Here is a 12,840-nt window from a genome sequence, read left to right as displayed (position 1 = left end):
CCGCCCCGCGGCCGTTCCCGGCTCCGGGGAGGGCCCGGGAACGGCCGCGGCGGGCCGGGGAGGATCGTTCCTCCGCGGCCCGCCGCGTGGTGCGCGCGGAGCGCCGGGGTCAGTCGTCGCCGCGCAGGATCGCGATCAGGCGCAGCATCTCCAGGTAGATCCACACCAGCGACAGCGTCAGGCCGAAGGCGGCCCGCCAGGCCTCCTTCTCGGGGGCGCCCTGCCGGATGCCCTCCTCGATCTCGGCGTAGTCGAGGGTGAGGAAGAACGCGCCGAGCGCGATGCCGACCAGGCCGACCACGATGCCCAGCGGGCCCGAGCGCAGGCCGAACTCGGCACCGAACAGCGAGGCGACCATGTTGACCAGCATCAGCAGCACGAAGCCCATGGCGATCGTGAGACCGATCCGGGTGTACCGGGGGGTGACCCGGATCCGGCCGCTCTTGTAGGCGATCAGCGTCGCCGCGAACACCGCGGAGGTGCCCAGCACGGCCTGGATCGCGATGCCCGGCAGGATCGCCTCGAACGCCTTGCTGATCGCGCCGAGGAAGAAGCCCTCCAGCGCCGCGTAGGCCAGGATCAGGCCGGGGTTGACGCTGCGCTTGAAGCTGACCACCAGGCCGATGACCATGGCGACCAGGGCCGCGCCGATCGCCGGGCCGAAGTTGTCCACCGGCAGGGTGAACCACGCCACCGCGCCGAAGGCGACCAGGGTCAGCAGCGTCATCGCCGTCCGGGCGACCACGTCGTCCATGGTCATCCGGCCGGTCTGCGCCGGGCCGGCGGACGGCGAGTTGTACATCGTGACCAACTGCTCGTCGGTCAGCGGCGGTTGCTGCGCTCCGGCCGCGTACGGGTTGGTGCCCGCGTACGGGTTCCCGTACGCCCCCTGACCGGGCTGGGCGGCCGTCTGCGTGCCGAACCCCGCGTACTGGTTGTCGCGGGTGAAGGACCCCTCCCGCGAGAAGACCGGGTTCCTGCTTCTCATCACATTCCCTCCGGGGCGGCACGGCACCACCCACACAGAGCACAAGAGTAATGGTTTGGCAAAGTATTCCGCGTCGGTCCCAAGGATGATCCCGTGTCGCCTGCGCGGGGGGCCACCGACCGGGCAGGGTGGGTGGCGCACCTGACGCATACCCAGAAAGGCGGCCCCGATGGCCGAGGAACTCTACGCCACCCTGAAGACCAACAGGGGCGACATCGTGATCCGGCTCTTCCCGGACCACGCGCCCAAGACGGTCAAGAACTTCGTGGAGCTGGCGACGGGCGAGCGCCAGTGGATCGACCCGAACACCGGGCAGCCCAGCAACGCGCCGCTCTACGACGGCACGGTCTTCCACCGGGTCATCGAGGGCTTCATGATCCAGGGCGGCGACCCGCTGGGCAACGGCACCGGCGGCCCGGGCTACAAGTTCGCCGACGAGTTCCACCCGGACCTCGCCTTCACCAAGCCGTACCTGCTGGCGATGGCCAACGCGGGCCCGGGCACCAACGGTTCGCAGTTCTTCGTGACGGTCGGCCCGACCACCTGGCTGACCGGCAAGCACACCATCTTCGGCGAGGTCGCGGACGAGGCGAGCCAGAAGGTCGTGGACGCGATCGCCACCACCGACACCAACCCGCGCAACGACCGTCCGGTGCAGGACGTGGTGATCGAGAAGGTCGTCGTCGAGACCCGCTGACGCCCGGCGCGCGGAGGCCGCCCGCCCCCTCGTCGGGGGCGGGCGGCCTCCGTCACGACCGGGTCAGTCGGTCTTGATGCTGCTCAGGATGTCCATCCGGGAGGCCCGGCGGGCCGGCCAGAGCGCGGCGACCATGCCGACCAGCGCGGCGAGGCCGAGGAAGAGGAGCACGCTGCCGTACGGGATCACGGTGGTCAGTCCCTTCAGGTCGGAGGCCAGCAGGCGGGTGGCCGCCCAGGCCAGGAAGCAGCCGAGCAGGACGCCGACGGCGGCGCCGAACAGCGAGATCACCACCGACTCCAGGCGGATCATCCGCTTGATGCCGCGCCGCTCCAGGCCGATCGCCCGCAGCATGCCGATCTCCCGCTTGCGCTCGAACACCGACATGGCCAGCGTGTTGATCACGCCGAGGACGGCGACGATCACCGCCATGCCGAGCAGGCCGTACATCAGGTTGAGCATGGTGGAGATGATCCGGTTGAACTCGTTGACCATGTCCTGGGTGGTGCGGACCTCGATGACCGGGTTGCGGCCGGTGGCGTCCTTGACCGCCTGCTTCAGCGCGGGGGTCGCGCCGTCGGCGCCCTTCACCAGGATCTGCTGGACCAGCGGGCTCTTGTCGTGCGCCTCGATCAGCCGGTTGGAGGCGACCACCGGGGAGACGCCGTCGTTGCGCTCGAAGACGCCGCCGACGGTGAGCGTCACGGCCTCGCCGCCGGGCGCGGTGGCCCGGACCGTGGAGCCGGCCGAGAGGTGGTGGCTGGTCGCGAACTCGTCGTTGACCAGGATCCGGTCCTGCTGGAGGGCCGAGGTGGCGCCCTCCGTCATCTTCAGGTTCACCAGCTGGTCGAAGGCGGCGGCGTCGTAGCCCTCGATGGCCTTCGCCTTGTCGGAGCCCTCGAACTGCCACCAGACGTTGTCGACCTGGCTGACCGCCTTGACCCCGGGCGCCTTGGCGACCAGGCCGGTCAGCTCGGGGGCCAGCTCGCGGTGGTTGGCCATGCCGACCACGTAGTCGGCCTTCATCGTCCCGGCGACCATCGAAGTGACCGCGCTGGTGACCGAGTTGCCGATCACGGTGAGCGCGGTGACCAGGGTCAGGCCGATGGTCAGCGCGGCCGCGGTGCTGGCGGTGCGGCGCGGGTTGCGCACCGCGTTCAGCCGGGCCAGCTTGCCGGGGGTGCCGAACACCTTGGCCAGCACCGGGCCGACCAGCGCGATCACCGGGCGGGACAGCAGCGGCAGCAGCACGAACACGCCGATCAGCGCGAGCGGGGCGCCCAGCTCCAGCAGGTGCTGGGCGCCGGAGCCCTTGCCGTTCGCGCCGGCCAGGATCAGGCCCAGGCCGGCGCCGGCGATCAGCACGCCGATCGTGTTCCGGATCACCAGGCCGCGCTGGGTGCTGGGCTGCTCGCCGCTGCTCATCGCCGCGACCGGGGGGATCCGGGAGGCCCGGACGGCCGGCAGCAGCGCCGACAGCACGGTGACCACCACGCCGGTCACCAGGGTGGCGACGACCGTGGTCGGGGCGACCACCAGCGCGCCGGTCGGCATCCCCTCGTTGAAGGCGTGCAGCAGCGACTGCAGGCCCGCGCCGATGCCGATGCCCGCCAGCAGGCCGCCGACCGAGGCGATCACGCCGATCGCGAGCGCCTCGACCAGCACCGACTTGGTGACCTGGCCGCGGCTGGCGCCGACCGCCCGCAGCAGCGCCAGCTCCTTGAGGCGCTGGGCGATCAGCATGGTGAAGGTGTTGACGATGATGAAGATGCCGACGAACAGCGAGATGCCGGCGAAGACCAGCAGCATGGTCTTGGTGGTGGAGACCGAGTCGTCGACCATCTTGACCTGGTCGTCCTTGAGCTGCTGGCCGCTCTTCAGCTCGACGCCGTCCGCGGGCGCCGCGGCCCGGGCCTGCTCCAGCAGCGCCTGCTCGCCGGTGCCGGCCTTGGCGGTCAGCACCACCGAGCTGAACCGGCCGGGCTCCAGCAGTTCGCGCTGCGCGGTGGCGGTGTCCATCAGCACCAGGGTGCCGCCGGAGGTGACCTGCGGGTCGTCGGTGGTGAAGACGCCGGTCAGCACCGCGTCCCGGGCGGCGCCGTTGCCGGCCACCCGGACGGTGTCGCCGACCCGGTAGCCGGCCTTGTCGGCGGCCTGCCGGTTCAGCGCGACCTCGCCGGCGGTGCGCGGCCCGCGGCCGTCCGCCATCGGGTAGCGGCTGTCCGCGCCGGAGGCGTCCGGGACGAAGTTGACGCCGCGGGCGCTCCAGGACTCGCCGATCAGGTTGCCGTTCTTGTCGGCGACGCCGGTGAAGCCGGAGACCACGCCCCGGGCCCGCTCGGTGCCGGGCAGCGCGGCCAGCCGCTGGACGGTCTCCTGGGTCAGCGCGCCCTTCTCGGGGCGGGGCGCGTCCCGGTCGGCCGGGCCGTCGTCCGGGCCGTCGGCGGAGACCAGCACCGAGACGTCCGAGTAGCTGGTGGAGTAGCTGTTGCGCATGGCCTGGCCCATGGTGTCCGAGAACACCAGGGTGCCGGCCACGAAGGCGGTGCCGAGCAGCACGGCCAGTACCGTCATCAGGAGGCGGCCCTTGTGGGCCAGCACGTTGCGCAGTGCGGTGCGATACATGGGGTCAGTCCCGGGGAGTGGATGCGGTCGGTTCGACTGGGCTGACGCGGGGTCAGCTGGTGCGGCCCTTGGCGTCGAAGCGACGCATCCGGTCCAGGACGCCGTCGGCGGTCGGGCCGTGCAGCTCGTCGACGATCCGGCCGTCGGCCAGGAACACCACCCGGTCCGCGTACGAGGCGGCCACCGGGTCGTGGGTCACCATCACCACGGTCTGGCCGAGTTCGCGCACCGAGTTGCGCAGGAAGGAGAGGATCTCCGCGCCGGAGCGGGAGTCCAGGTTGCCGGTGGGCTCGTCGGCGAAGATGATCTCCGGCTTGCTCGCCAGCGCCCGGGCGCAGGCGACGCGCTGCTGCTGGCCGCCGGAGAGCTGGGCGGGCCGGTGCGAGAGCCGACCGGACAGGCCGACGGTCTCCACCACCCGGTCCAGCCAGGCCCGGTCGACCTTGGTGCCGGCGATGTCCATCGGCAGCGTGATGTTCTCCAGCGCGGTCAGCGTCGGCAGCAGGTTGAAGGCCTGGAAGATGAAGCCGATCTTGTCCCGGCGCAGCCGGGTCAGCTGCTTGTCCTTCAGCCCGACCAGCTCGGTGTCGCCGATGGTGGCCGACCCGGAGCTGACGTCGTCCAGCCCGGCCATGCAGTGCATCAGCGTGGACTTGCCCGAGCCGGACGGCCCCATGATGGCGGTGAACTCGCCCCGCCCGAAGGAGACCGAGACGTCGTCCAGCGCCACGACGCGGGTCTCGCCCTCGCCGTAGACCTTGTTCAGGCCGGTGGCGCGGGCCGCCGCCAGGCCGGTGGGGGCTGCGTACGCGGTCGAGCTGCTCACGGTGGGGACTCCTGTCCGGGAGGGTGGGGTTTCGTCACGGCGCGACCGGCTCGGAACGCTCCTCCGACCGCTACTCCATCCTCGCGGCCGCCCTCCCCCGCCCACGTCGCTCCGCCGAACGGTTGCCCCACCGCCGCCAGGTGTACGGCCCCGGGCGCCTTCTCCTCCTCCGGGATGACCCCTCCCCCGAGGGCCGGCCGGGACTCCGGATGGCCGAGAACCGCCGGAGCGTGGCCGAAACCCCGGACGCTTCGTCAGATGGCATGGAAGCATGACAACTTCCGTCCCAGGAAATATGCGAAACCCTCGCCCGGCCGACTAGGCTCAGGAGTGAGTTCGCCAGCCCCCAGGCCCAGATGGTGGAACGCAGACACGGGCAGCTTAAAACTGCTTGGCCGCGAGGCCGTGCCGGTTCGAGTCCGGCTCTGGGCACCAGCATGCCCACCCACCGTCACCTGCGGTGATGACCCAATCACGGCCCTCGCACTTCGCGTGCGGAAGCGCCTTGGGAGCACGCGAGTCCTTACCTCGGGACGGCGTGCGTCGCGGAACGTGAGAGTGCCGCCGACGAGACCGCCTCGATCCAGGTGGAGTACGACGGGGAAAAGACCGGCGGAGCCAGCGGCGCGAGCGGTTCGACAACACGGACTCGGCCATCGTCTCCGAGGACTCGCCGGACGAGGCAGGCCAGTGCTGTCCACCGGGCCGGACCAAAGGCAAGGCCCGGCGCACCCCACGCAGCGAGGAGCGACCGTGGAGACCGGTATCCCGCTGCTGGACACCGTGCTGCTGTGGGGCGGCGTGGTGACCGTCCTCGCCACCCTCGGCGTCGGCGGGTGGAAGTGCGGCCGCGTGGTGCTGCGGCTGGCCGCGCGGGCGGAGGAGCTGGCGGACGACTGCTTCGGCGAGCCGGCCCGGCCGGGCGTCCCGCCCCGCCCCGCCCCCGGCGCGCTGGAGCGGGTCGCGGCGATCGAGGCCCGGGTCGCGGCCATCGAGCACGAGGTCCACCCCAGCGACGGCGGATCGCTGCGCGACGTCGTGGACCTGGCGAACCGTCGGCTGGCCCAGCTCTGCCCGGCCGAGGCCGACGGCGACCCACCGCCGGCACCGCTGGCGTCCTGAACGGACCGCCCGCCCCCACAGCTCCAGGGGCGGGCGGTTCATGGTCGGCACCATGCCGGCAGCGGAGGCCGGCCCAGGGCGGGCGTTGCAGGGCTGCTATCGGTTCACGCACATGACGTAGAGGTCGATGTCGGAGGTGCTCAGGTCGTCCGTCGCCTGGACCCACCAGCCGTCGTTCGAGCCGGTCTCGGCGGCCTTGGCGGGGCGGCTGGCGACCAGGCTGGCCCGCGGTCCGCTGCCGGAGGCGCCGCCACCGGAGACGATCTTGCCGGTGGGGCACTTGAGGAGGCCGCCGAGGGGGCTCTCGGAGGCCGCGTTGTAGCGGGCGATCGTCAGGTCGGGGACGGGTGCGGAGCAGATCGCGTAGGCCGTGGTGTTCGTCGTGCTGCTCGCCATGTCGAAGCCGCCCACGACCCACTGGTTCATCTGCGCGGAGCCGCTGGCGGCGGCCGGGTAGGACTTGCTCAGGCCGGTGTTGGGGCCACGGACCTCGCCGCCCCCTCCGATGGCGACCTTGCCGGCGGGGCAGGTCATCGCGATGGTCTGCCCGGAGGGCACCTGGGTGGGGGCGCCGCCGACCACCTCGTATCCGGTGGGCATGTAGGCGCAGATGGCGTAGGTCGTGACCGTCAGGGGAGTCTGGGAGGCCCAGTCCCAGCGGGCGTTGGAGGCCCACCCGAATGCTTGGGTTCCGCTCCCCATCGGGAAGCTGCCGACGAGGCTCAACTCATGGCCGCGCCTGGCGGGGTAGCCCGTGCTTGCCTCCCCGCCGCCGCCGATGGCGACCTTGCCGCTGGGGCAGTAGACGGTCTGCTGGCTGAACTGGTTGATCTGCCCGGTCTTCTTGACGATCTCGATCCCGACGAGGGCGGTCCAGTTCGTTCCGCCGTCCCTCGTCGCGGCGTGCGAGGCCGGCGCCCCCGGGCCGGCTGCCGCCGCGAACGCCCCGACCACGACGGCCAATGCGGTGACAACGGACCTGAGCTTCTTCGAAACGCGCATGGGAACTCCCCTGAATGAGCACGCGATCATTACGGGCGGTGATCATTCCATAGCCCAAAGTGCCTCCCTGGTTGTTCGACATCGCCACGTCCGCCTTTCGGGGCGGAGACCCGTGATACCCAACGGATTCGACGCCTGTCCGCTGTCACGGTCGAACGGTGATCGGTTTCGGTCGAACAGCGGCACTCGTGGTGACGGCGCGCGGCCGACCGGCCCGGCGCGGTTTGTGCCATCCTGTCCGGCCCAACCGAGCACGGAGGCTGAACATGACGTCGCTGCACCTGGGCACCGAGGACTTCCAGGGCGTGGTCTTCACCCACGACGGGAGGGTCCGGCTCGACCTGACGGACGGTGGGCTGGACCGCCTGGCCGGCGTGGTCCGGCAGTTCGAGCTGGCGAAGCGGGAGCCGGAGCAGCGCGCGATGTGGCTGCGGAACATCAGCGACGTGGAGTTGGTCGAGCTGGCGACGGGCCGGTGGGGCGGCCCCGAGCAGGACGTCCTGGACGAGGCGGTCCGGCATCTCCAGGCGATGGCCGAGAAGCTGCACCCGGCCCTCGGCGCGGTGAGGGCAGCCGGGCTCATCGACCAGGCCGCCGGGGAGCAGCCGGCGGACGGCTCGACCGAGACGGCCGGGAGCGGGGAGTGACGGCGCCCGGGCTGCCGCTCCCGGAGGTTCCGCGCCGGCCCGGCGGTCCGCCGGTGGGGTGCCTGCGCCGGCCGTGCTCCGAGGGGTGCGGCTGGTGCCACGAGGAGTGGCCCGGGCTGGAACCGGCGGTGATCGTGATCCCGGCCCCCGAGCTGGAGCTGGAGGGCCGGTCGGTGTTCGAGGCACTGGCGGCCTGCGGCCCGGTGGACCTCGACCGCGCCCTCACTGCGAGTGCGGACCGGCGCGAGGAGGAGCGGACGGCGCGCGTACTGGCCGTTCTGGAGGAACATCGGCAAATCGCCCATAGCGATCACGCTTCGGGGGCAGACTCGGCCTTGCTCCCGCCGAACGCCCCCCGAGCGGCGGGGAACTGCGGTGCCCTGCCGATCTCCCCCCCCATCGGCGGGGCACCGCCATGTCGGGGGTGGGCGGTGAATCTGCGCCCCTACACGCGGCCGAACCGCCGCCCGTACCCGCGGGCGGCCCGGGCCCGCCGCCAGATCGAGCGTGTGGCCCGGCTGCGGCCGTGCCCGGTGTGTACGCACCCGGTGCCGGAACACGCCGTCGAGGACGGGCACCGGGTGTGCAGCCGGGGCGACGGGCTGCGGATCTCCTGCCGGGTGTGCGCGGAGCTGTGGGTGCGGGTGCCGATCGCCAGCGCCTTCGGCGAGATGGCCCGGATGCTGGCGATGATGCCGCCGCCCCCGGACTCCTTCGTGCTGGCCTGACCAGCATCCGCCTGGCGCAAGTCCGCCCCGCTCGGCTTAACCGGGCGGCTTTCCGAAGACCGATTCAGCCCGCTACACCGCCTGCTCCACCGCCGCGAGGGCGCGCTCCCATGGGTACGGCAGGCGCTCACCCGGCCGGTTCGGCACGAACCCATCCGGGGGGCCGTACAGCACCCGCATCCCGGCCTCCCGCAGCACCGCCACGCTCCGGTCGAACTGCGGGTGCTGCACCAGCGCGGAGTTGATGCACGGCATCACCACCACCGGAATCCGCTTGCCGGGCGCCTCCGCCGCGAACCCCACCACCCACGACGAGGTGATCCCCGCCGCCAAGCTGTTGACGGAGTTGAACGTCGCCGGGGCGAACAGCACCGCGTCCGCCGGCGGCAGCACGTCCGGCTGCCCCGGACGCCGGTACGCGGTCTTCACCGGGTGCCCGGTCAGCTCCTCCAGCTCGGGCACCCGCTCGTCCAGCCAGTCCCGGGCGGTCGGGGTCAGCCCCACCGCGACGTCCCAGCCCCGGCCCCGGGCCCGGCGGACGACGTCGGGCAGCTCCAGTGCGGGCGGCGCGGCGGACGCGAACAGGTACACAACGGGGCGCGGGTTCGGCATGGGCCCATGCAACACGGCGGCCCCGGCGGGCGGCAACTCTCCGAAGCGGTCCCGCGCCCGCGCTCGACAGCGCTACCGTCGGGACGTGGACCAGGATTTCGGCCGGCGCCTCCAGCAGGCCCGCAAAATGCGGCACATGACGCAAAGCCAGCTCGCCCAGGACGCCGGGGTGTCGACGTCGTACATCGGCGCGATCGAGCAGGGCGCCCGCACCCCGGGCGACGGCGTCGTCGCGGCCCTCGCCCGCGCCATGGGCATGCGCGTACCGGACCTGCTCGGCCAGCCCCGAACCGACGAGCTGCGCCGCGACCAGCTCGCCGCGCTCGTCCAGCCGATCCGCGAGGCCCTCGACCTGTACGACCTCGGCGCCGACCCGGACGTCGCCCCCCGTGACCAGGCCGCGCTCGCCGCGGACACCGACCGCCTGTGCGCGCTGATCCGCGCCTCCGACCTGCGCGCCGCCGCCGCCGAGCTGCCCGGCCTGATCGTGGAGACCACCACCGCCGCCCACACCCACCAGACCCGCCGCCTGTGGCAGGCCCTGGCGATGCAGTACCGCACCGCCTACGACGTGGCCAGCAAGACCGGCTATCCCGACCTCGCGTCGATCGCGCTCGACCGCATGGGCTGGGCCGCCGAGCGGGCCTCCGACGCGGCCGTCGCCGGGCTGCGGATGTACAACCGGGCGATGCTCTACCTGAGGTCCGGGCAGGCCCGCACCGGCATCCGCATCGCGGCCCTCGCCCGCGCCACCGTCGAGCAGGCCGACCCGGGCCTCGACCGGCGCGCGGTCACCGGCCAGCTCTACCTCGCCAGCGCGGTGCTGTCCGCCGGCGCCGGGCAGCGCGACGATGTCGAGGAGTACCTGGCCGCCGCCGACCGGTACGCCGCCGCGACCGGCGAGACCACCACCTTGTGGATGTCGTTCGGCCCGACCAACGCCGCCGCGCACAGGGCCAGTTGCTACGTCGACCAGGGCATGTACCGGGAGGCGCTGGAGGTTGCCCGGCGGATAGAGATCCCCGCGACCTGGGCGACGTCCCGGGCGGCGCACCACCACGCCGAGATGGCCCGCGCGCACCTGTGGCTCGGCCGGCCCGAGGAGGCGTTCGCCCGCCTGCAGACCGCCCGGCAACTCGCCCCGCAGCAGATCCGGCACTCCGCCAAGGTGAAGGACGCCGCGACCGGCATCGTCCGGGCGCACCGCCGCCCGCCCGAGCAGGTCGTCCAGTTCGCCCAGTGGGCCGGCATCTGACGGACTCACACAGAACTGTGTGAGTCCGCCCGCCACCTGTGTCCGACATTGGTCATGACGGATCAGCAGGAGACAGGAGCGGGCGATGACGTTACCTCTCGACACACCACGGTGGGCACCGCCCCTGGGCACGGTCGCCGTGACCGAGGCCGGAATCCACTGGGACGCCGTCGCCGTCCAGCAGGAACCCGGCCTCGCCGCCCTGTCGGTCCTCGACCAGGAGACTGGCCACCGCACCGGTCCCGTCATCTGGGACACCCGCAACAGCACCCTCTACTTCCTCGTCCCGGCCGCCTCGGCCGCCGCAGCGGCGGACCCCGCCCTCGGCACCCGCCCGCTCAGCCGCGGCACCTACATCGGAGTCCCCGGCGTCGACAGGGTCGACCCGACCGGCCTCTGCTGGATCGCCCCGCCCTCACCGACCGACCTGGACCAGCTCGTCGACCCGCTGCGCCTGGCCGCCGTGCTCCGCCACCTCGCCACCGCCCGGTGGGTCACCCGGGCGGTGGCCGGCGGCCGCGAGGTGGACATCCTCGCGAGCGACGAGCAGCTCGCGGGCCGGGCGTGCATCGTGTGCCGCACCACCCGCAGGCCCCTCCACCCGGATGGCGTCGTCACGCTGCAGGCGGGTGCCGGGGTGGTGCGCGACTACGACACGGTGGTGTGCACCCGGGACCTGGAGGCCGGCCATGGCCAGTAGCCCGTCCCAGCGCCCGCAGCAGGATGCCCGGTACCGGCCGTGCGGGGCCTGTGCCCGCTGCCGGACCGGCGTCGGCCGCGACCAGAACCCGGCTGTCTCGGACTGCTGGGACGACTACCTCACCGCCGCCACCACTCAGCGGTCCGCGTGAGCACCGCGGTGTTCGACGCCGCCGCGCGCTACGCCGCCTCCACCGGCGCCGAGGCGGCGATACAGCGTGTGGGCTGCGGGTGCTATCGCGTGGCCGCGCCCGCCAACCCTGATTCGTTGGCGGACTGCTGGGCCGTGCTGGGCCTCGCCAGGGCGGCGGGCTCCTGCATCACCGCCCGCACCTGGACAGGTGGCGGCAGCATCGCAGCGATCATCCACGAGCCGCACTGTCGAGCCGGGAGGCCCGCGTGAGCAAGCAGCCCGAGATCTATCGCGCCGCGGTGGCCCGTACGTCCCGCCTGTGCGCGGTCTGGCCTCGCCGGGCGGCCGTGTAGGCACCACGAACTCCCGGGGTTGCTCCCCCGGGGGCCGCCGCGTCCATCGGCGGACAACGGCGTGCTGTCGGGCGCGCCGGGCCTCCCCCTCCCATGGGTCGGGTGGGGGAGGCCACCACAGCTGAGCGGTTGCCAGAGCCCCGAGACAGGACCGAGGATGACGAGCTTTCTGATCAGCAACGAGGCGGGGTCGGCCGGTCGGGCGTTCACCGTCCGGGCCGAGGAGGCGCTGTACGCGGCTGCTCCCCGGATCGTGGAGCTGTCGGCGCTGCCGCTGCCGGACGAGGTGACCGTGCGCCTGGTGCGCCCCGGCGCGGTGCCGGGCATCACGAGGGGGCACTTCACGATCGTCGGCCGGATGGTCTCGGCCGAGTTCGAGGCCGAGGAGCACCGGGCCGCCGCGCTGAAGCTGGCGGCCACCCAGGGCGCGATCACCGGCCTGATGACTCGGCTGTGCTGGCCGCTGATCGGCGGGCAGATGGTGCTCGGGCCCGTCGGCCCGGAACTGCTGGTCGTGCACCGGATGCACGCGGGGAACCGCACCTCGCAGCGGGCTTTGACCCAGACTCTCGGGCACGAACTCGTCCACGCTGCCGAGTTCCTGCGGTTCCCGGGTCTCGTCCCGATGTGGGTCCGGCAGATGGTCGAGGCCCGGATCGGCCGGCGGCCGGCGCGGGACGTCCTGCCGGTGCCGGAGGTCAGCGAGGGACACGCGATGTGGGTGCACCGCCGCCTGGTCGCCGAACTCGGCGGTGTCGAGGACCACTTCCCCGGTGACCCGAAGGCGAAGCTGCGATTTCGCGCCCTGCGCAGGGTGGCCGAGTTCCTGCCGATCGTCCCGGATCGGTCGCTGTACCTGCGCGGCCAGCAGTTCATGTCGGCCCTGCACGACGCCGGCGGCCCGGCGATGCTGAGCAGCATCTTCGACGGCGAGGACACCGTGCCGACGTCCGCCGAACTCGACAGCCCCGCGCTGTGGCTGGCCCGGCACCGGGCCGAGGCATCCCCGCCGCCTGCCGCGTGATCCGGACGGCCATCCCCTCCGCCGCCCCGGTGCCTGCGCCGTCGGGGCGGCGGCCATCTGCTCCGCCGGGCTGTCCGCCCGGCGGCACACGGCCGTCCACCACGATGGGCGGCCGGAACAACATCGGTA

At 72.7% G+C, this 12,840-nt stretch carries 14 protein-coding genes and 1 tRNA gene; 10 read left to right on the top strand and 5 right to left on the bottom strand.

Going from position 1 to position 12,840, the window contains the following annotated elements:
- Window positions 1–109 precede the first annotated feature (109 nt).
- A complete protein-coding gene (locus KSE_RS23290) occupies window positions 110–988 on the bottom strand; it encodes a Bax inhibitor-1/YccA family protein (RefSeq protein ID WP_033260152.1) in 879 nt (292 codons plus the stop codon).
- A 169-nt stretch (window positions 989–1,157) separates the two neighbouring features.
- Here KSE_RS23290 and KSE_RS23285 point away from each other — a divergent pair, with 169 nt between their 5' ends.
- Window positions 1,158–1,685 (top strand): peptidylprolyl isomerase, encoded by a 528-nt coding sequence (locus KSE_RS23285; RefSeq protein WP_014137799.1) that lies wholly within the window; start codon window positions 1,158–1,160, stop codon window positions 1,683–1,685.
- Between the two features lie 63 nt (window positions 1,686–1,748).
- On the opposite strand, the gene KSE_RS23280 is transcribed toward KSE_RS23285, so the two are convergent.
- Entirely contained in the window at window positions 1,749–4,310 is a 2,562-nt protein-coding gene (locus tag KSE_RS23280; RefSeq protein ID WP_014137798.1) for an ABC transporter permease, read from the bottom strand.
- Window positions 4,311–4,362: 52 nt separating this feature from the next.
- Window positions 4,363–5,136 (bottom strand): ABC transporter ATP-binding protein, encoded by a 774-nt coding sequence (locus KSE_RS23275; RefSeq protein ID WP_014137797.1) that lies wholly within the window; start codon window positions 5,134–5,136, stop codon window positions 4,363–4,365.
- Between the two features lie 350 nt (window positions 5,137–5,486).
- On the opposite strand from KSE_RS23275, the gene KSE_RS23270 reads away from it, so the two are divergent.
- Both KSE_RS23270 and KSE_RS23265 read left to right on the top strand, forming a co-directional pair.
- Window positions 5,487–5,571 (top strand) — tRNA-Leu (locus KSE_RS23270).
- A gap of 318 nt (window positions 5,572–5,889) precedes the next feature.
- Window positions 5,890–6,258 (top strand): hypothetical protein, encoded by a 369-nt coding sequence (locus tag KSE_RS23265; RefSeq protein WP_014137796.1) that lies wholly within the window; start codon window positions 5,890–5,892, stop codon window positions 6,256–6,258.
- A 96-nt stretch (window positions 6,259–6,354) separates the two neighbouring features.
- On the opposite strand, the gene KSE_RS23260 is transcribed toward KSE_RS23265, so the two are convergent.
- Complete coding sequence (locus tag KSE_RS23260; protein WP_014137795.1) at window positions 6,355–7,260, bottom strand: hypothetical protein; 906 nt, start codon at window positions 7,258–7,260, stop codon at window positions 6,355–6,357.
- A gap of 266 nt (window positions 7,261–7,526) precedes the next feature.
- On the opposite strand from KSE_RS23260, the gene KSE_RS23255 reads away from it, so the two are divergent.
- Window positions 7,527–7,907, top strand: a complete 381-nt coding sequence (locus KSE_RS23255) for a hypothetical protein (protein WP_014137794.1) — start codon at window positions 7,527–7,529, stop codon at window positions 7,905–7,907.
- A gap of 548 nt (window positions 7,908–8,455) precedes the next feature.
- Window positions 8,456–8,635: a hypothetical protein gene (locus KSE_RS42305; protein WP_148283149.1), complete on the top strand. Its 180-nt coding sequence runs from the start codon at window positions 8,456–8,458 to the stop codon at window positions 8,633–8,635.
- Window positions 8,636–8,707: 72 nt separating this feature from the next.
- Here the strand turns inward: KSE_RS42305 and KSE_RS23245 are convergent, their stop codons facing one another.
- On the bottom strand, window positions 8,708–9,247 hold the full coding sequence (locus tag KSE_RS23245) for a flavoprotein (protein WP_014137792.1): 540 nt from the start codon (window positions 9,245–9,247) through the stop codon (window positions 8,708–8,710).
- Here KSE_RS23245 and KSE_RS23240 point away from each other — a divergent pair.
- From KSE_RS23240 to KSE_RS23225, 5 genes are all read left to right on the top strand, one after another.
- Window positions 9,246–10,502 carry a helix-turn-helix domain-containing protein gene (locus KSE_RS23240; RefSeq protein ID WP_081539584.1) on the top strand — a complete coding sequence of 419 codons (1,257 nt, stop codon included), beginning with the start codon at window positions 9,246–9,248 and terminating at the stop codon, window positions 10,500–10,502. The two genes, KSE_RS23245 and KSE_RS23240, sit on opposite strands and share 2 nt — an antisense overlap.
- 139 nt (window positions 10,503–10,641) lie before the next feature.
- On the top strand, window positions 10,642–11,202 hold the full coding sequence (locus KSE_RS38755) for a hypothetical protein (RefSeq protein ID WP_014137790.1): 561 nt from the start codon (window positions 10,642–10,644) through the stop codon (window positions 11,200–11,202).
- Window positions 11,192–11,353 carry a hypothetical protein gene (locus KSE_RS42975; RefSeq protein WP_157850101.1) on the top strand — a complete coding sequence of 54 codons (162 nt, stop codon included), beginning with the start codon at window positions 11,192–11,194 and terminating at the stop codon, window positions 11,351–11,353. Before KSE_RS38755 ends, KSE_RS42975 begins: the two co-directional genes overlap by 11 nt.
- Window positions 11,350–11,604: a hypothetical protein gene (locus KSE_RS23230; RefSeq protein ID WP_033260148.1), complete on the top strand. Its 255-nt coding sequence runs from the start codon at window positions 11,350–11,352 to the stop codon at window positions 11,602–11,604. The genes KSE_RS42975 and KSE_RS23230 overlap by 4 nt, the downstream gene beginning before the upstream one ends.
- A gap of 240 nt (window positions 11,605–11,844) precedes the next feature.
- Complete coding sequence (locus KSE_RS23225; RefSeq protein WP_014137789.1) at window positions 11,845–12,711, top strand: hypothetical protein; 867 nt, start codon at window positions 11,845–11,847, stop codon at window positions 12,709–12,711.
- Window positions 12,712–12,840: the final 129 nt, after the last annotated feature.

The organism is Kitasatospora setae KM-6054 (assembly GCF_000269985.1).
GTDB lineage: Bacteria > Actinomycetota > Actinomycetes > Streptomycetales > Streptomycetaceae > Kitasatospora > Kitasatospora setae.
Note: the sequence above shows the minus strand (reverse complement) of the source record. Positions and strands in the feature narration are given on the sequence as shown.

Excerpts from the sequence above, each read along its gene's own strand:
- KSE_RS23290 (WP_033260152.1), bottom strand. The coding sequence starts at position 988 with ATGAGAAGCAGGAACCCGGTCTTCTCGCGGGAGGGGTCCTTCACCCGC.
- KSE_RS23285 (WP_014137799.1), top strand. The coding sequence starts at position 1,158 with ATGGCCGAGGAACTCTACGCCACCCTGAAGACCAACAGGGGCGACATC.
- KSE_RS23280 (WP_014137798.1), bottom strand. The coding sequence starts at position 4,310 with ATGTATCGCACCGCACTGCGCAACGTGCTGGCCCACAAGGGCCGCCTC.
- KSE_RS23260 (WP_014137795.1), bottom strand. The coding sequence starts at position 7,260 with ATGCGCGTTTCGAAGAAGCTCAGGTCCGTTGTCACCGCATTGGCCGTC.
- KSE_RS23255 (WP_014137794.1), top strand. The coding sequence starts at position 7,527 with ATGACGTCGCTGCACCTGGGCACCGAGGACTTCCAGGGCGTGGTCTTC.
- KSE_RS23240 (WP_081539584.1), top strand. The coding sequence starts at position 9,246 with ATGGGCCCATGCAACACGGCGGCCCCGGCGGGCGGCAACTCTCCGAAG.
- KSE_RS23245 (WP_014137792.1), bottom strand. The coding sequence starts at position 9,247 with ATGCCGAACCCGCGCCCCGTTGTGTACCTGTTCGCGTCCGCCGCGCCG.
- KSE_RS42975 (WP_157850101.1), top strand. The coding sequence starts at position 11,192 with ATGGCCAGTAGCCCGTCCCAGCGCCCGCAGCAGGATGCCCGGTACCGG.
- KSE_RS23225 (WP_014137789.1), top strand. The coding sequence starts at position 11,845 with ATGACGAGCTTTCTGATCAGCAACGAGGCGGGGTCGGCCGGTCGGGCG.